Origin of the sequence: Bacillus sp. PPSBB_2, assembly GCF_045291115.1 — a bacterium.
GTDB lineage: Bacteria > Bacillota > Bacilli > Bacillales > Bacillaceae_G > Bacillus_A > Bacillus_A cereus.
On sequence record NZ_CP147983.1, the window covers coordinates 4,194,331 to 4,209,805 of the forward strand.

Here is a 15,475-nt window from a genome sequence, read left to right on the forward strand (position 1 = left end):
CCTACTTCACTCCCTCTTTAATCAATACACGTGTAATTAGATTTGAATAGAATACATTTCCATTATTTGCAAATTTTTCTAAAGCCTCTTTAAGAATCATTATATCATTTCTATCTATAAAAAATAAATAATATAATTTAAATGCAGACAAAGTTTTTCCTTGTCTTTTTAAGTTTTCAAAATAAGCTTTAGCTTTATCCCCAGATCCAAATTTAGCATTAAAGAATGCTCTTTCTGCTTCACCCACAAAATTCCAATCTATTTTATCTAAATTTATTCCATATTCAATTCGTAAAAAAGCTAATGTGCTATGTACTGCACGATACAATTTACTATAAGCAGTAATACCTAATCTTTTTATTAACTTTAAACTTTCCAAAAAGTACATTTCTGCCTGCAAAGGGTTTTCAAATACAAAAGATTCAGCTAAGCAACTCAATGCTTTTGCCTTTATAACTGAATCTTCTGGAGCTGATTTTATAATGCTATTACAAATGTCCCTGCATTCTTTTATTTTATTACTAAACAAATTTATGTGAGCCTTGCGATCATCATGTTGTAAATCCAAATGTTTTTTTATAAATAAATTTTCTACTAATGGTAAGTTTTGATCAATCTTTTTAGAATACGGGACCATAGCCATAAAATTACTACTATCATACAGTGCAAAGCCATGTAACATGTCTACAACTATTTGATAGTCAACATTTTTAGAGTAGGATAATTCATCTAATTTTTGTTGTAACTCTTCTCCTTCTAACTTGCTCAAATTTCTTTGATTGTATAAATCATACAAATTTAGATATTTGTTTATTTTCCCTTTCCTATCACTGTTAATATGTTTTTTAATTAATTTTTTCATCAATTGATACTCACCGACTGTTTGACAATAAGAAAGTGCTTTTCTTATGTTTAAATCACTCTCACAAACCAATATAAAATCTCTAATTTTCTTTCTACGCTCCGTCCAGCTTGGATACAAGTCGGGAGCAATCAATAAAAATGACTCTAACTTCATTTCTTTAATTTTTCCGTTTAATATCCTATTAAGATTAGTTCTATCAATCTCTGCTTTTTTAGCTAATGTACCAACGTCCAACTTAACATAATTGATATGTTCTTGTAAGTTCTCCATAAAGATCTGCATTTTAAAATTCCCTCCTAAATCAGAACCCAAAACACATCCCTTATTTCTCAATAGGAAAATGAACCATAATTCTCTTTGCTCTTACGAAGTATGATATACTATGTACTGACTCATGGAAGTTTTTCCCTATCTAGGTTAGGGTGAAATGTTATAAATGTGTGGCCTCACATTTATAACACCGTGGGTCTTTTTTATTCCTTTTTTTTATTAAATTCAGTTTATCATAAGATTTAAAATGTTCGTTCCAATTATAGTCAAATCATGTTGAGAAAGTTTTTTTCAAAAAATCTATTTTTTCACTAAGAATATTTTACCACCAAAAGAACGTTTGTTCTATATGTTTTCAAGTACTCTATCAGTTTATGTGACAATTACTATTATACAGACAAAATTCATGACATATATAGTCTAAAAATTCTCATGTATTTATACTGAAACTATGAATACATTTGGAGAAAATTTAAAAAAGTTTAGAGCAAGTCGTTCCCTTACTCAATCAGAGTTTGGTGAAAAAGTGCAATTAAGTCGTAGTCAGGTTGGCAATTTAGAGATTAATTATAATCAGCCTGATCTCGACACTTTGAATCGTATTGCATCATATCTAGGTGTATCTGTTGATGCTTTAATGGGAAGAACAACTACACCAAACGAGGAAAATATAACAAATGCTCTCAATGAGATTCAAACGGTTTTCGCAGGCCTAGATGAGTCTCATAGAGAGCAATTCTGCAAGCAACTCGTTTTATATGCAAAGTTTCTTAAAAATCATAACGAGCTGTTATGATTTGATTTTAGAAGAAATGTTTTCCAATCGAAACGGTAAAAATTAACAAATTTTCATCAAAAAAAAGAGAGCACTTAGCTCTCTTTTTTATATTCCCGTTCCTGGGTCTTTCATGTATCCGCTACCTGTACCAGGATCATACATACCCATTCCGCCACCTGGACCTTTTCGATATCCTCCGCCCGGATTCGGATCATACTTCAATTGATTACCACCTAAACCACCTGGGTCAAAGTTATCCCTTTTCATTTTCTCAAACCTCCTGGTTCTTTTCTCCATCCACCACCTGGGTCAGTTGTATATCCACCGCCCGGTCCTGGATCGGAAATACCCATACCTGTCCCTGGATCAGAAATCATCTTTGAACCACCAGGATCAGCAACTTTATGACCACCAGGTTCTTTTGTGAACTCTCCCATTTTTTATCCCCCTTTCTTTTTTGTATATAAATATTGTAGCTCACTTGTTCTATATCTGTAAATTTCCTTTTACAGAAATTAGGCTTACATGCTATCATTTTTTATACCACTACCACATATCACAGCTTGTATCTAGAAAAAGATTATGATGAGGTGAAAATCATGGCATACTTTCGTAAACGTGGTGAGAAGTGGTCTTTTACTATGGATGTTGGCAAAGACCCGCTCACAGGTAAACGGAAACAAATCACTAAAGGTGGTTTTAAAACAAAGAAAGCTGCTCAAGAAGAAGTGGCTAGAGTGACAAATGATTTAGCAAATGGGGATTATGAGAATAGTGATATTCGCTTTTCTCAACTCGTAGAAATCTGGATGCAAGAGAAAGAATCATCATGTAGACCTTCAACGTTGTATCAGTACAAACGTATTCTACGCTCGCGTGTCATGCCTGAATTTGCCGACAAGAGGTTATCTGATATAAAACCTCTAACAGTGCATAATTTTCACCAGAAGCTGCTTAAAGAGGGTCTAACTACAAAATACATTTCATCCGTTGATGTTATGTTAAAGCAAATCCTTGATAAAGGTGTAGAATTAGAAATGATTAACTCTAATCCTGCTAAGAAAGCAAAGCGGCCAAAAGTTAAAAAGAAAGCGCAAGCTAGTTGGACAGTTGATGAAGCAATGAAATTTATGGGGTATGCAAAAATACAAGGAAGCTACTATATTACATTTGTTTTAGCGTTGCATACTGGCATGCGTATCGGCGAAGTATTGGCTCTACAGTGGGATGATATTAATTTCGAAACCAAGACTATTCATGTACAAAGAACGTTAACGCTTGTGGATGGTAAGTATAAATTAGGTGAAACAAAAACTGAAGCATCTAATCGCATGATCCCAATGACAGAAGAATTAATGGAAGAGTTGTTAGAATATCGAAAGCACAAAAAGGAGAATTCTTTCGACCTATTAATTTGCACAAGAAATAAAAAAATCGTGCATCCATATACGATACGCTACCAAATGAAAGCTTTGTGCGAAGCAATTGGCGTACCGTATATTAGATTCCACGATATCCGAAGAACGTTTACAACTATTTTAATCGATTCTGGTGCAAATGCAAAGGTCGTTTCGAAATTACTTGGTCATACAAATGTTTCTACAACTTTAAATATTTATACTGATGTTTATGAAGAACGTCAAATTGAGGTAACTGAAATGCTAGGAAATGTACTAAAAAGTGGTCGAAGTGGTCAAAAAGTGGTCAATGAAGAAAAACAAGAGGGTTAAACCCTGCGGTATAAGTGATATAATGCTTTTATAGTGTAAGTTTTTTCTTTACACTATAATGAAGTCATCATAGTAAATAATATATAGAGTATCACGTTTTTCAAAAAGATGCTACATCGAAAGGAGAGATTACCATAAAAGCTGGTGGTATTGTTGTTGAATATAACCCTTTTCATAACGGTCATCTTTATCATGTGCAACAGACAAAAAAGTTAACACAATCCGATATAATAATTGCCGTTATGAGTGGTCCTTTTTTACAGCGTGGTGAGCCCGCACTCATTTCCAAATGGTATCGCACTAAAATGGCCTTAGCAAACGGCGTAGACCTTGTTGTAGAGCTTCCATACGTCTTTGCAACACAAAAGGCTGAAACCTTCGCAAATGGTGCTATTTCCATTTTAAATGCCCTACGTGTTTCCGAAATTTGTTTCGGTAGTGAGGATGGACAAATCGAAAATTTTTATAATACCATCTCCATACAAAAAAACGAAGAAGAGACTTTTAACTGCCTTGTAAAACAATTCATGGACGCTGGTAATAGTTATGCAAAAGCAACATCGGATGCTTTCTCACACATTTTAACATCTGAAAAAAACATAGATATGTCACAACCAAATAATATTTTAGGCTTCCAATATATGAAAGCAATTCTGTCACAAAATAGCTCTATACAAGCTCAAACTATAAAAAGATTTGCCTCTCATTATCACGATGAAACATTTAATGACCAACATATTGCAAGCGCGACAAGCATCCGAAAACAACTCTTTAGCGAAGAAGGATCATTTACAACAATTGAACCTTTTCTCCCACAGGCAACCACTTCGCTTTTAGCAAATTACAAACAAAACTACGGGATATTACATAATTGGGAACAATACTTTTCATTTTTTAAATATAGACTCATGACGATGTCTCCAGGGGACTTACGACATATATATGAAATAGAAGAAGGTTTAGAGCATCGTATTTTATCAAAAATACAAAACAGTTCCTCCTTCTATTCATTCATGGAAGCATTAAAAACAAAACGTTATACATGGACTAGATTACAAAGAGCTTGTACACACATTTTAACAAACACAACAAAAGAGGATATACGTAGCGCAAATATAGAACAACACGCGCCATATATTCGCCTGCTAGGCATGTCACAAAAAGGACAAACTTACCTTTCAAAAAATAAGAAAAAAATCGAACTTCCAATCCTTACTCATACAAAAACATTCGACCATGCCGCTTTAGATATAGAGAAAAAAGCAAACTCTGTATATTTCTCCATCATGCACGAACCGTTACGCACACAACTATTAAAACAGGATATAACACACCATCCTATTCGCTATGATGAAACAACTACAAAATTCCTATAAAAAACCTCTCTATTTCAGAGAGGTTTTTTCCTTATCCATCTTTTCTAAATATGTTAACGCATCATCCAGCGTATCCACTGGTACAATTTTCATTTTTGTTTTAATATCCTTTGCAGTCTCAAGTGCATCTTTATAGTTCGATTTCTCCGCACCTTTTTCATTTGGCGCAAAGAACACTTCAGCCCCAGCATCGCTAGCAGCCACCACTTTTTGATTTATACCACCAATCGGGCCCACTTCTCCTTTTTCATTAATTGTACCTGTTCCAGCTATTTCATGTCCTTTCGTTAAGTCTTCTTCCACAAGTTGATTATATATTTCTAATGTGAACATTAAACCTGCGGATGGTCCACCAATTTCATGAGAATTAATTTTCACTTTCGGATCGACCACTAATTCTCTTTCCGTAACGATAGAAACACCTATACCGACACGTCCATTCCCATTAGGAATCGTCTTTACATTTAAATTCTCTTTCAATTGTTTTCCATTTCTCATGTACTCAATACTTACAGCATCATTTTCTTTTTTCCCTGTCATATATTCAATAAATTGCTCCGTCTTTTCAAACGTTTTTCCGTCAACAGCTATAATAACATCACCAAGCTTAAGCTTTCCTTCTGACGGCATTCCTTTTGCCACACCAGCAACTAATACACCTTTATTTTCAAAAGATACTGAGCGATTTGCACGTTTATACGCATTATAAATTGCTGCATTTTGTGAATCTTTCATCGCATAATTTTGGCGAAATTGATATTCTTCATCACTCTCACCTTTTTGCAATATTTCTTCCGCTTTCGAAATATGTGTATATTTATTAAACTGTGCCGCTATTAAATTCACCACATTTGCTGGTCCCATTGAAACCGTAACAAGCATAAAATCACCAGATTCTTTCGTTCCACCCTCAACTTGAACATAAGGCTCTAATTTGGCAGCCATTCCTGGTTTTGTTATATAATACGGTAAACGTACGTAAACAAGTAACATCGCCAATATAACCCCTATTAAGATTGCATATATAAACCGAAAACGCTTAAACATTATGTTTCTCCTTCCACTGCTCAATTAATAAATAAATATTTGAAATATGTTTTTCTGCTTCTACTTCTCCAACTCGAATAATGTCTTCAATGTTTGTAAAAGCACGTGAACTAAATTGCTCTACAGCTGGTCGCATCATTAAATCCGATGCAATTTGCCGATTCATTACAAGCTCATGCTGCATAATTTCAATACTTTGCATGATTACGTCATAAATGGACGTAACATCGCCATTTACCTTAATTGGAGATACATCAACAGCGATAACAATATCGGCCCCTAACTCTTTCACAACCGATACTGGGATGCGATCAATGACTCCACCATCCACTAATAATCTTCCATCTATTTTTTCTGGTACAAACACTCCAGGAACAGATATGCTAGCCCTCACCGCATCTGCAACTGGCCCACTTGTAAAAACCACTTTTTCCCCCTTCAATATGTCAGTAGCCACAACAGCCGTCGGGATATCTAACTCTTCTAAATTTTTATTATATGTAAACATTTTAATCATATCTTTGACACGTTTTCCAGCAATAAATCCCATTTTCGGTACCGTGAAATCTAAATAATACTTCCGCTTAAAAACAGATGCCAATTTATACAATCTTTCAACGTTACTACTTGCCGCATAAAACGTACCTATTAGCGCCCCCATACTACTTCCTGCAATCATGTGAATAGGGATACCCGCTTCCCTTAAAACCTTTATTACACCAATATGAGCAAACCCTTTCGCTCCTCCAGACCCAAGTGCTAAACCAATCTTTGGTTCTTTCATTTTTCTCACCCTTTAATTTTTTTCATTCCTTTTTCATACTTATGGTCTAAATTCACTACGTATCCACGTATACTGAAATGAACGTTTTTTGGGACAAAGGGGGATTTACTTACATGTATGAAAAATGGAAAACCGCTTTCCTTACCATATCAACGCTATTTTTAACCTTTTCTCTTGTACTCCACCCCCAAGCCGCTTTGCAAGCTTCTATTCGCGGGTTAAATATATGGTGGGAAGTTGTATTCCCTTCACTACTACCGTTTTTCATCATTGCGGAACTTCTAATTAGTATCGGTGTTGTAAAATTTATTGGCGTTATATTAGAACCACTCATGCGCCCACTTTTTCGCGTTCCAGGGATAGGCGGATTTGTTTGGGCGATGGGAATGGCTTCTGGTTTCCCTGCAGGCGCCAAATTAAGCGCTAGACTACGAAAAAGCAATCTTTTAACTCAGATTGAAGCGGAGCGCCTCGTTTCTTTCACAAATTCTTCTAATCCACTTTTTATTTTCGGTGCTGTGTCTATCGGTTTTTTTAATAATCCGAAATTAGGAATTATATTAGCCGCTGCCCATTATTTCAGTAACTTTGCTGTCGGATTAATTATGCGTTTTTACGGCGATAATACCGCTTACAAAATTAATACACACACTACAAAAAAACGTCGCTTTCAAAACCCTTTTTTAATCCTTCACGAGACACGCTTACAAGAAAAAAGACCAATTGGTAAATTACTTGGGGATGCCATTGTTTCTTCTATTCAAACATTACTTATGATTGGCGGATTTATTATTTTATTCTCTGTGTTAAATAAAATGATTACTGTATTTCACATTACAGCAGCTCTTTCTTTTATTATGCAACATATTTTATCATTCTTCCAACTAAGTACAGATTTTAGTATACCTATATTATCAGGTATTTTCGAAATGACACTCGGAAGCCAAATGATTAGTCAAATAAATGAAACACCGCTCTTACAACAAGCTATGGTAACAAGCTTCATTTTAGCATTTAGTGGTCTTTCTATTCAGGCACAAGTTGCTAGCATATTAGCTGAAACAGATATCCGATTTAAACCCTATTTTTTCGCACGAATTATTCAAAGTATTCTTGCCCCTATTTTTACATTTGTATTTTGGACACCATTTTATGAGAAAGTGAGTTCTTTCTCGCCTATGCCAAAAGATATTCCTGTATTTTTATCCGAGCATCCTTCTATACTACATGAAATTTGGACATCTTTTATACATTATGGACCAATTTTCACATTATTTTGTCTATACTTATATGTTATTTTATTATTTTTGCGCACATATAAAGAAAAACCCCGTTCACTTTAACGGGGTTTGAAACTTTTCTTTTAAAGCACGTTCTACAATAGGAGGTACAAGATCTACTACACTTCCTCCATACCTCGCAACTTCTTTTACAATACTCGAGCTTAAAAATGAATATTGATTGTTTGTCATAATAAAAAATGTTTCAATATTTTCATCTAATTTTCGATTCATAGAAGTAATTTGCATCTCATATTCAAAATCAGAAACTGCTCGTAAACCACGTAATATTGCATTTGCATTACGCATTTTTGCATACTCTACTAATAGCCCACTATGCGAATCTACTTTTACATTCGGGATATCCTTTGTCGCTTCTCGAATTAATTCTAATCGCTCTTCAACTGAAAAGAATGGTTTTTTTGATGAATTGTTTAAAACGACTACGTACACCTCATCAAATACTTTTGCTCCCCTTTTAATAATATCCAGATGCCCAAGGGTAATTGGATCAAAACTTCCTGAAGAAATAGCTATACTTGTCATTCTGTCCCCTCACCTTCATACTTATAAATCGATATTGCAGTAACCCCATAATTCTCAGCTCGTACTTTTACAAGCCTTCCTATTGAATTAGGTAAAACTACATCATTACCATGCTCTGCCATAATTAATCCATCACTATGTAGCAATCCATGTTGATCCATTATACTAATTAAAGATACAATTTTTTGCTCTTTATATGGAGGATCTATCAATATAAGATCGAATGACATTTCACGTTTTATTAGCGCCTTTACTGCACGTTCAGCATCATTTCGATATACTTCAGCTTGTTCCTGTACTCTACAACTTTCTAAATTTTGATGAATTACTTTTATCGCTTTACTATCCCGATCAACAAAAATTGCTTTATCAATCCCTCTGCTCAAAGCCTCAATTCCAAGACCACCACTACCACCAAATAAATCAAGGGCGATACCACCATCAAAATAAGGACCTATCATATTAAAAATAGATTCTTTTACTTTATCTGTCGTTGGACGTGTTGTATTACCAGGAACCGCTTTAAGTGGGTGTCCTTTACATTTTCCTGAAACTACTCTCATCTGTTGTCACTACCTTTATTTCAATCTATCGAGCGATTATAGAAAGCCATTCCCACTTCGGTAACCGTTAACAAACCACATTCACCTAACTATAGGAAAACTCGGCCTCAAATAACCTCTCGTTATTTTTATGTATTCATCTCATCATTCACTAATATGAACCCAATATGTATATTAGTTCCACTTTACCTTTTTTATCCTATCACAAAATAAAAAAAAGAAAAATAAAAAGCCCAACATAAAATTTAATTTCATTATGTATATCTTCATTTAGATTGGACATAAATAATTATAACAACATCACCTTCGATGTTGTTGCCAACCGCGGAGAAGACTTACGTTTCCCCATAAGTTCTTCCTCCGGTTTCTCCTCTCCCTTTGCCTTCTTACTAGTACATGCTAGTATAAGAAGGGCCCTGCTATGCAGGGTTTTTTTTCTTTGTGTGCTTTTCATTTAAAAAGTGAAATGGTACAGTAAAAGAAAGAGGAGGAAAAGATATGATTCAACGCTTTATAGAACTTGGAGAAGGCTACTCTGATTTATATGAATTACTTGAAATTGCCAAAACAAATCAAGAACGTATAGCACATATGTTACAATTTGAAACGATAAAAAACGATAAAAAAGTATGTTCGCTTGTTGTAATATTAAAACCAACTACTACTGGTGATTTCCAACCATTATACATATGTCGTGAAGGCATTCCTGTATTTGAAAATAAAAAAAGTAAACGTGTCATTTTATTTGAAGAAACGGCGGAACAACTCGGAAAAAAAGTGGCTACCTTTACTGTAAAACCATCTACAACTTTCCCAGAAAAAGAACTATTTTTTAATCATTTAATTGGTATTTTACGAATGAACAATTTCATTCCTCCGATGAAATAACACGTTATTTCAAGTGAAAAATCCCCGGCTAAATTTAGCCGGGGATTTTTTCTATTAGCTATAATCGTATTCTTTTGCTCGATCAGGACGGGAATTTTCAAATTCCGTTTTTAAATACGGGCGATACGACTGTTCTATCTTTTTCACAAAAGGAAGTTTGTTCAACTTATGCATCATATGCTCAATTTGTTCCATATCACAATATACTACAGCATATTTTAATCGTTTTGATATGTAATGTATGTTACCATATTTCCTTAAAATCTTGGCATGTTTCAATGAATGTAAATAAACAATCATACTTTGTCGTTGCCCGAACATAATCTTCTCCATCTTCTCCTTTTAAAAACATATATTTTATATTCTATGAAAACCAATCAGAAATTTATAACATTACAGGACAAACTCTGTATACGTTTTCTTCCAACTTCTAAAAAACGGGGTACATCACCCCGTTTTTTTACAACCACAACCTCCACCACAGCCACCAGCATCAAAGAATGGATTTCCTGTTGGCACTTTAATGGAAGAAGACACTTCCGAACCGATTGCTACACTAACTTCGTCTAATAACTTCTGCAAAGCAGTTTCTGCTCTTTTAAAAGCTGCAACCTTATCATGTAAGTCCACAGAACGCTTTAATTCTCTCATTTTCATTGACACGGTAGTATAGTCAGGATGGTATTTTCCAAAACGCTGTACTTCCTCATACCGTTCTTTCATCGCTGTAAATTGCTGAATGAGCGTCTGAAGTTCCATATCTTCATGTAATTCTCTATAATACTTACGATAATCTTCTGCTATATCTGAACAGATAATCGCTTTTGCAAGCTGCTCTGCCTTATCTAATATTAATACGCTTTCTAGCGTCGCTACAATCATGAGAGACACCTCCGAGTATCCATCATACCACATTTAGATTAGAACTACTAATTGAAGTGACTTACTCAAAAGAAAGATATAATGAAACTATTTTTACACTATATCCGTACACACTTATACATTAATATGTTCCGCTATATTATATTTAAGAACATCCCACTTTCCACTATTTTGTTTCACATAACTAATACACGCATTTTTTAATGGTGTCTTAAATGTAATTTCATCTGGTTCTATGGCATGTAAAATCGCTTTTATCGCGTGTGAGTGAGCAACAATAATAATACGTTTGCCAAAATGAGTTGTCGCAACATCTTCTAAAGCAGCAAAGCAACGAGCTACAATCTCTTCATCTCGCTCCATACCTTCTACTTTACCTTCAGCAATCAACTCTCTAACAGCCGCAACCGGCTTCCCTGAAGCTTCTCCAAAATTCCGTTCAACAAATCGCTCATCTAATAAAATCGATTGTAATCCAACTGTCTTTGCAATTTCATTAGCCGTTTCTTGCGCTCTAATTAACGGGCTACTTATAATGATATCCCACGTTTCTTCTTGTAAAGCAGCTGCACTCTGACTCGCTTGCTTCTTACCAACTTCATTAAGCGGAATATCTTCTCGCCCCTGAATAATTTCTTGAAAATTCCAATCAGTTTGTCCATGTCGTACTAAACAAATTTCCGTCATGCTGCAACTCCTTTTTAAATAATCAACCTCTATTGTAACAAAAGTTCTGCATGACGGACATATTTTTCACTTCCAATTAGGTTGTATTTTGTTGCTTCATATACTGAAACATATCAATCATGATCGAAGCAACGGCCAATTGATTTTGAAACTTTTCCACTTTATCTGGTATTGTTTTTTTGAAATGTTGCATCGCCGCTAACTCAAAAGCCTCTTTTTCTTCAGGATTTCGTGTTAATTTTCTATACCAGTACGGTTGCTCTCTAATATAGCGAGATAAATCCTCATCAGCCTTTATAAACTCCATAATTTCTGCTCTCATCATCTTTCCCCCTAATCCTTTTGAAAGAAAAACGGGTTATTTTCTGAAGTACTTTGCTCTTGCTGCGTACGGTTACCTTGAAATTGCTGAATAACTTGTTGCACGCTCCCAATTGCACTCGTCACATTGGCTAAATGGTTCTGCATTTGTTCCACGTCCAACTTTTTAAAAAAAGAAAGCATTTGCCCCATCACATCAGCAGTTTTTTCCTCTTCAGTTCGATTATCTTTTTCTTTTTTATTTTCTTTTACCGAAGAAAACGCAGGCGCTCCATCCGGTCTATAAGTTGCCCATATTGGATCTTCTTCACCAAGTAAGTACCATTCTTCATAAAATTGTTGCCATGTTTTATGACCACTTCTAACCTCATGAACCATTTTAGGGTGATGGTTTACAAATTCTTTAAACTGTTGAACCGATGGATGTAACGGTCCTTTTGTTGTTGGCATAATCCTCACCTCTCCATGTATATCTACTATATAGTAAGAAAAAAAAGGCGCATGGTTCGCCTATTTTTAGACGATTCATGCACCTTTTTTTCTGCTATTTGCATACGGTCAGATTCCCACCTACAATTCAGTGAATACGAAGTAACTAATTTGGTGATGTTAACACCCCACCGCTTACAATTTCACTTTATTTTCGAATAAAGTTTTGTGTATAAAATTTATCGTATACACCAACACCTAATCCTGTAAATTGTTCATTTAATAAATTCTTTCTATGCCCCTCACTATTTAACCAACCTTGCACTGCCGCAATTCCATCACTATGTTGCGCCGCTATGTTCTCACCAGCAAGTTGAAATCCTACTTTCCCGCGCTGCAAACGATCTCCTAGTGTACCTAATGTAGGTGAGTCATGAGAAAAATAATTATTGTCTTTCATATCTTTACTGTGACCAACAGCAACATCTGCTGTTTCCTGATCCCATGTTAATAATGGTAATTTATGACGACTTCGAATGATATTTGTTAAATCAAAAATTTGTTGCATATTCCCATTTTCTACTTGTTTTATTTTTTCTGGAGTCAATGGTTGTTCTGCTATTAATTCACCTGAATAAACGAGCTGATACGGTCTTTGGCGTAATAAAGTTTCATCATCCATATAACGAACACCAACAAGCTCATGTGTAAATTGATCAAAATACAATTGCGCCCATCCATCTTCTACAGGTATTAACGGTTGTTCCATAACTTCGGTATCAGATAGCTCAAATTGATAACTATTTTTCCCTCTTTTTAATGAAATTTCATGCGAAAGCGGACTTTTTTTATATACTTCTTCATATTTTTCATTTATATAATAAGGTGGAACCTTAACTTGTTCACCAGCTGCGTATGCCGTTACAACTTTACGTTCAGAAACTCCAAATTGAACATACTGAGTTAAATCCTGGTTGTATACCCACCATTCATATCCGTATGCAGATGGCTCTATTCGAGAGGGTTCTCCCCACTTCGCTAATAAGTTTTCAGAGTCTTCACCAATCATATTTAAAACAGTGTCTGAGGAGTCTTCCTTAATTTGCTTTTTCTTTTTCACAATTTTATTTTCTTGCTTTGATTGAGATGGGGTTAATATATATTGTGAAACGAGTAATTTCCCGTATAAATCAACAGCTAAAATTAAAAATGTAATCATTACGATACGCAATAATTTCTTCAAACGATATACCTCCTGAACAAAACATAAAATTGAGATATACACAAATCCTTTTCTTTCTTTTTGTGTGTACCGTACTCTTTTCACTATATCATATTTTTGTGAAAAAAGTCTGGATTATCCCTTTTCTCTCAATATGAATTGCACTTTCTTATTATTCATACTATTATAAAAATAATGGTGTAACATTAAAAAAGGAGGTATTATATGCAATTTACAAATACGAAATTTAATGGAGCCGTCGTTGAATTAACTCTTTTAACTGAAATCATGGAAAACAACCACTTCGTACTTGCCGGACAGTGGGATTATGAGCGAGTTACATACGATTATAAATTTGAAATATTAAAGGATGTTTATTATTTACGAGTGCAAGGAGTTGCTGTTGAAGGTGACATTGGCAGTAGACACGCTGAAGTAAAACTACTTCCCCCCTTATTAGGAAAACATTATTATCCTCACGGCGTTGAATATGGTGATGATGAGACTTTCCCAACGAATGTACTTCAAAAAAGCGAACAACTCCTACAAAATGTCGAAAAAGAGTTAAAAGAATTTCAAATTATTGATTAACAAAAACAAGCGCATCAATATGATGCGCTTGTTTTATTTCCCTTTCCTAAGAATGAATCGTTTTTTTTACTGGATATCCATAAATAGATCCATCTTTTACTTTAATCTCATCTTCCCAAGGAACCTTATATTTACCTTCAGCTAAATCTTTTACAAACGTATATGGATTTTCTTTCACCCCACCAGGAGTTGCTACATATCCTCTTGAACCTAGATTATATATATTATTTTCCAATCCCCATCCTAATCTAGCCTGATCTGCTAGTTCTGGATATACTTCAGCAGTAACAATCTCCCAAGGATTTCGATGTCCCTGTACTAAAGTAGTCCCATCAAAATTACATACTTGTCCTTCACCAAAGTAATAAAATACGCCATCATAACCCGCTAAGTTTACCGACAATGTATACATTAAATTCTGCCATGCATTTGAACGATTGGTTAGCATCCATTGTTCACTAACTTGTGTACTATATCCAGAAATACGAATTAAGACATTTGCACCTTTATAGGCCGCTTCACGAGCTACTTCAGGGAACATGCCATCATGACAAATACAAACAGCTAATTTACTTCCTCCAGGTCCATCACAAACAGGTAAGCCTAAATCTCCAGCTTTCCAAGGCTCGACTGGCACCCAAGGATTTAGCTTACGATACTTCAAAATCATTTCACCTTGTGGATCAATAATAACTGCTGTATTATATGGCTCTCCACCATCAGGATTTTTCTCCATTATTGAAAAAACACCATATACTTTAGATTCTTTACATGCCTCAGCAAATAAGTCTGTTTCTGGCCCAGGCACTGTGCATAAAAATTCTTCTGTAGTCCATTTTTTTGTATTGAGCCCTTGTGTACTATATTCAGGAAATACTATCAATTCTAAACCAGGGTAACCTGATTTGGTCGAATGAATTGTTTTTATGATTTGTTGAATTTGTTTATCAATGTCTGCACGCGATTCTACTACTGGTACTGGATATTGAATTAGTGCTGTCAAAAAACCACTAATCGGCTTTACCATACTTCCACTACTACCCATTTAAACTCCCCCTTAAAATAGTTCGTGTTTATTAAAGATAACAATATATATTTGTAACTCTCTAAAAAACTTGCACTACATATGGAATTATTACGCATGAAAGCTAGTAGTAAATTTTATCTCCACTTTTAGTACACGCCTACACTAACTTAACATAAAAAGTTAGAAAAT

At 34.8% G+C, this 15,475-nt stretch carries 20 protein-coding genes; 6 read left to right on the forward strand and 14 right to left on the reverse strand.

The features are described from left to right. Position 1: 1 nt before the first annotated feature. Entirely contained in the window at positions 2 to 1,147 is a 1,146-nt protein-coding gene (locus V6946_RS20920; protein WP_366981345.1) for an AimR family lysis-lysogeny pheromone receptor, read from the reverse strand. Between the two features lie 439 nt (positions 1,148 to 1,586). On the opposite strand from V6946_RS20920, the gene V6946_RS20925 reads away from it, so the two are divergent. Beyond that, entirely contained in the window at positions 1,587 to 1,931 is a 345-nt protein-coding gene (locus V6946_RS20925) for a helix-turn-helix domain-containing protein (protein ID WP_001091276.1), read from the forward strand. An 87-nt stretch (positions 1,932 to 2,018) separates the two neighbouring features. Here V6946_RS20925 and V6946_RS20930 read toward each other — a convergent pair whose 3' ends face one another. Both V6946_RS20930 and V6946_RS20935 read right to left on the reverse strand, forming a co-directional pair. Beyond that, complete coding sequence (locus tag V6946_RS20930) at positions 2,019 to 2,180, reverse strand: hypothetical protein (RefSeq protein ID WP_366981348.1); 162 nt, start codon at positions 2,178 to 2,180, stop codon at positions 2,019 to 2,021. Beyond that, a complete protein-coding gene (locus V6946_RS20935) occupies positions 2,177 to 2,350 on the reverse strand; it encodes a hypothetical protein (protein WP_366981349.1) in 174 nt (57 codons plus the stop codon). Before V6946_RS20935 ends, V6946_RS20930 begins: the two co-directional genes overlap by 4 nt. A gap of 162 nt (positions 2,351 to 2,512) precedes the next feature. Between V6946_RS20935 and V6946_RS20940 the strand changes: the two genes are divergently transcribed. Both V6946_RS20940 and V6946_RS20945 read left to right on the forward strand, forming a co-directional pair. After that, positions 2,513 to 3,643, forward strand: a complete 1,131-nt coding sequence (locus V6946_RS20940; RefSeq protein ID WP_366981350.1) for a site-specific integrase — start codon at positions 2,513 to 2,515, stop codon at positions 3,641 to 3,643. Between the two features lie 194 nt (positions 3,644 to 3,837). Beyond that, entirely contained in the window at positions 3,838 to 5,019 is a 1,182-nt protein-coding gene (locus tag V6946_RS20945; protein WP_002182932.1) for a nucleotidyltransferase, read from the forward strand. A gap of 9 nt (positions 5,020 to 5,028) precedes the next feature. Here the strand turns inward: V6946_RS20945 and V6946_RS20950 are convergent, their stop codons facing one another. Together V6946_RS20950 and V6946_RS20955 are read right to left on the reverse strand one after the other, a co-directional pair. Next, positions 5,029 to 6,066, reverse strand: a complete 1,038-nt coding sequence (locus V6946_RS20950) for a SepM family pheromone-processing serine protease (protein ID WP_000476280.1) — start codon at positions 6,064 to 6,066, stop codon at positions 5,029 to 5,031. After that, positions 6,059 to 6,850 carry a patatin-like phospholipase family protein gene (locus V6946_RS20955; RefSeq protein WP_000662588.1) on the reverse strand — a complete coding sequence of 264 codons (792 nt, stop codon included), beginning with the start codon at positions 6,848 to 6,850 and terminating at the stop codon, positions 6,059 to 6,061. The genes V6946_RS20950 and V6946_RS20955 overlap by 8 nt, the downstream gene beginning before the upstream one ends. 113 nt (positions 6,851 to 6,963) lie before the next feature. On the opposite strand from V6946_RS20955, the gene ylbJ reads away from it, so the two are divergent. Further along, positions 6,964 to 8,193 carry a sporulation integral membrane protein YlbJ gene (ylbJ, locus tag V6946_RS20960; protein ID WP_000273082.1) on the forward strand — a complete coding sequence of 410 codons (1,230 nt, stop codon included), beginning with the start codon at positions 6,964 to 6,966 and terminating at the stop codon, positions 8,191 to 8,193. Here the strand turns inward: ylbJ and coaD are convergent. Both coaD and rsmD read right to left on the reverse strand, forming a co-directional pair. Next, the gene (gene coaD, locus V6946_RS20965) at positions 8,185 to 8,676 is read right to left on the reverse strand and encodes a pantetheine-phosphate adenylyltransferase (RefSeq protein ID WP_000200601.1); all 492 of its coding nucleotides are present in this window, start codon (positions 8,674 to 8,676) and stop codon (positions 8,185 to 8,187) included. The genes ylbJ and coaD overlap by 9 nt on opposite strands. Then, on the reverse strand, positions 8,673 to 9,239 hold the full coding sequence (rsmD, locus tag V6946_RS20970) for a 16S rRNA (guanine(966)-N(2))-methyltransferase RsmD (protein ID WP_006928276.1): 567 nt from the start codon (positions 9,237 to 9,239) through the stop codon (positions 8,673 to 8,675). Before rsmD ends, coaD begins: the two co-directional genes overlap by 4 nt. A gap of 498 nt (positions 9,240 to 9,737) precedes the next feature. Between rsmD and V6946_RS20975 the strand changes: the two genes are divergently transcribed. After that, positions 9,738 to 10,127, forward strand: coding sequence for a hypothetical protein (locus V6946_RS20975; protein ID WP_000616017.1), 390 nt, complete (start codon positions 9,738 to 9,740; stop codon positions 10,125 to 10,127). A gap of 54 nt (positions 10,128 to 10,181) precedes the next feature. On the opposite strand, the gene V6946_RS20980 is transcribed toward V6946_RS20975, so the two are convergent. From V6946_RS20980 to V6946_RS21005, 6 genes are all read right to left on the reverse strand, one after another. Further along, positions 10,182 to 10,448: a YlbG family protein gene (locus V6946_RS20980; RefSeq protein ID WP_002082261.1), complete on the reverse strand. Its 267-nt coding sequence runs from the start codon at positions 10,446 to 10,448 to the stop codon at positions 10,182 to 10,184. A gap of 126 nt (positions 10,449 to 10,574) precedes the next feature. Then, positions 10,575 to 11,009, reverse strand: a complete 435-nt coding sequence (locus tag V6946_RS20985) for a YlbF family regulator (RefSeq protein ID WP_098125900.1) — start codon at positions 11,007 to 11,009, stop codon at positions 10,575 to 10,577. Positions 11,010 to 11,123: 114 nt separating this feature from the next. Beyond that, positions 11,124 to 11,696, reverse strand: coding sequence for a histidine phosphatase family protein (locus V6946_RS20990; protein WP_000134946.1), 573 nt, complete (start codon positions 11,694 to 11,696; stop codon positions 11,124 to 11,126). Positions 11,697 to 11,772: 76 nt separating this feature from the next. After that, positions 11,773 to 12,018 (reverse strand): YlbE-like family protein, encoded by a 246-nt coding sequence (locus tag V6946_RS20995; protein ID WP_001200991.1) that lies wholly within the window; start codon positions 12,016 to 12,018, stop codon positions 11,773 to 11,775. 11 nt (positions 12,019 to 12,029) lie between these two features. Further along, positions 12,030 to 12,467, reverse strand: a complete 438-nt coding sequence (locus tag V6946_RS21000) for a YlbD family protein (protein WP_001143346.1) — start codon at positions 12,465 to 12,467, stop codon at positions 12,030 to 12,032. Positions 12,468 to 12,654: 187 nt separating this feature from the next. Then, the gene (locus V6946_RS21005) at positions 12,655 to 13,689 is read right to left on the reverse strand and encodes a CAP domain-containing protein (RefSeq protein ID WP_000735378.1); all 1,035 of its coding nucleotides are present in this window, start codon (positions 13,687 to 13,689) and stop codon (positions 12,655 to 12,657) included. 204 nt (positions 13,690 to 13,893) lie between these two features. On the opposite strand from V6946_RS21005, the gene V6946_RS21010 reads away from it, so the two are divergent. Continuing rightward, positions 13,894 to 14,259: a YugN family protein gene (locus V6946_RS21010; RefSeq protein ID WP_001160947.1), complete on the forward strand. Its 366-nt coding sequence runs from the start codon at positions 13,894 to 13,896 to the stop codon at positions 14,257 to 14,259. Positions 14,260 to 14,305: 46 nt separating this feature from the next. On the opposite strand, the gene V6946_RS21015 is transcribed toward V6946_RS21010, so the two are convergent. Then, on the reverse strand, positions 14,306 to 15,304 hold the full coding sequence (locus V6946_RS21015) for a formamidase (protein ID WP_000535802.1): 999 nt from the start codon (positions 15,302 to 15,304) through the stop codon (positions 14,306 to 14,308). Between the last annotated feature and the right edge of the window lie 171 nt (positions 15,305 to 15,475).

What these genes read in the sequence shown, in the direction of transcription:
- V6946_RS20920 (WP_366981345.1), bottom strand. Translation starts at nt 1,147, where the DNA reads ATGCAGATCTTTATGGAGAACTTACAAGAACATATCAATTATGTTAAG.
- V6946_RS20925 (WP_001091276.1), top strand. Translation starts at nt 1,587, where the DNA reads ATGAATACATTTGGAGAAAATTTAAAAAAGTTTAGAGCAAGTCGTTCC.
- V6946_RS20930 (WP_366981348.1), bottom strand. Translation starts at nt 2,180, where the DNA reads ATGAAAAGGGATAACTTTGACCCAGGTGGTTTAGGTGGTAATCAATTG.
- V6946_RS20935 (WP_366981349.1), bottom strand. Translation starts at nt 2,350, where the DNA reads ATGGGAGAGTTCACAAAAGAACCTGGTGGTCATAAAGTTGCTGATCCT.
- V6946_RS20940 (WP_366981350.1), top strand. Translation starts at nt 2,513, where the DNA reads ATGGCATACTTTCGTAAACGTGGTGAGAAGTGGTCTTTTACTATGGAT.
- V6946_RS20950 (WP_000476280.1), bottom strand. Translation starts at nt 6,066, where the DNA reads ATGTTTAAGCGTTTTCGGTTTATATATGCAATCTTAATAGGGGTTATA.
- V6946_RS20955 (WP_000662588.1), bottom strand. Translation starts at nt 6,850, where the DNA reads ATGAAAGAACCAAAGATTGGTTTAGCACTTGGGTCTGGAGGAGCGAAA.
- ylbJ (WP_000273082.1), top strand. Translation starts at nt 6,964, where the DNA reads ATGTATGAAAAATGGAAAACCGCTTTCCTTACCATATCAACGCTATTT.
- coaD (WP_000200601.1), bottom strand. Translation starts at nt 8,676, where the DNA reads ATGACAAGTATAGCTATTTCTTCAGGAAGTTTTGATCCAATTACCCTT.
- rsmD (WP_006928276.1), bottom strand. Translation starts at nt 9,239, where the DNA reads ATGAGAGTAGTTTCAGGAAAATGTAAAGGACACCCACTTAAAGCGGTT.
- V6946_RS20975 (WP_000616017.1), top strand. Translation starts at nt 9,738, where the DNA reads ATGATTCAACGCTTTATAGAACTTGGAGAAGGCTACTCTGATTTATAT.
- V6946_RS20980 (WP_002082261.1), bottom strand. Translation starts at nt 10,448, where the DNA reads ATGTTCGGGCAACGACAAAGTATGATTGTTTATTTACATTCATTGAAA.
- V6946_RS20985 (WP_098125900.1), bottom strand. Translation starts at nt 11,009, where the DNA reads ATGATTGTAGCGACGCTAGAAAGCGTATTAATATTAGATAAGGCAGAG.
- V6946_RS20990 (WP_000134946.1), bottom strand. Translation starts at nt 11,696, where the DNA reads ATGACGGAAATTTGTTTAGTACGACATGGACAAACTGATTGGAATTTT.
- V6946_RS20995 (WP_001200991.1), bottom strand. Translation starts at nt 12,018, where the DNA reads ATGAGAGCAGAAATTATGGAGTTTATAAAGGCTGATGAGGATTTATCT.
- V6946_RS21000 (WP_001143346.1), bottom strand. Translation starts at nt 12,467, where the DNA reads ATGCCAACAACAAAAGGACCGTTACATCCATCGGTTCAACAGTTTAAA.
- V6946_RS21010 (WP_001160947.1), top strand. Translation starts at nt 13,894, where the DNA reads ATGCAATTTACAAATACGAAATTTAATGGAGCCGTCGTTGAATTAACT.
- V6946_RS21015 (WP_000535802.1), bottom strand. Translation starts at nt 15,304, where the DNA reads ATGGGTAGTAGTGGAAGTATGGTAAAGCCGATTAGTGGTTTTTTGACA.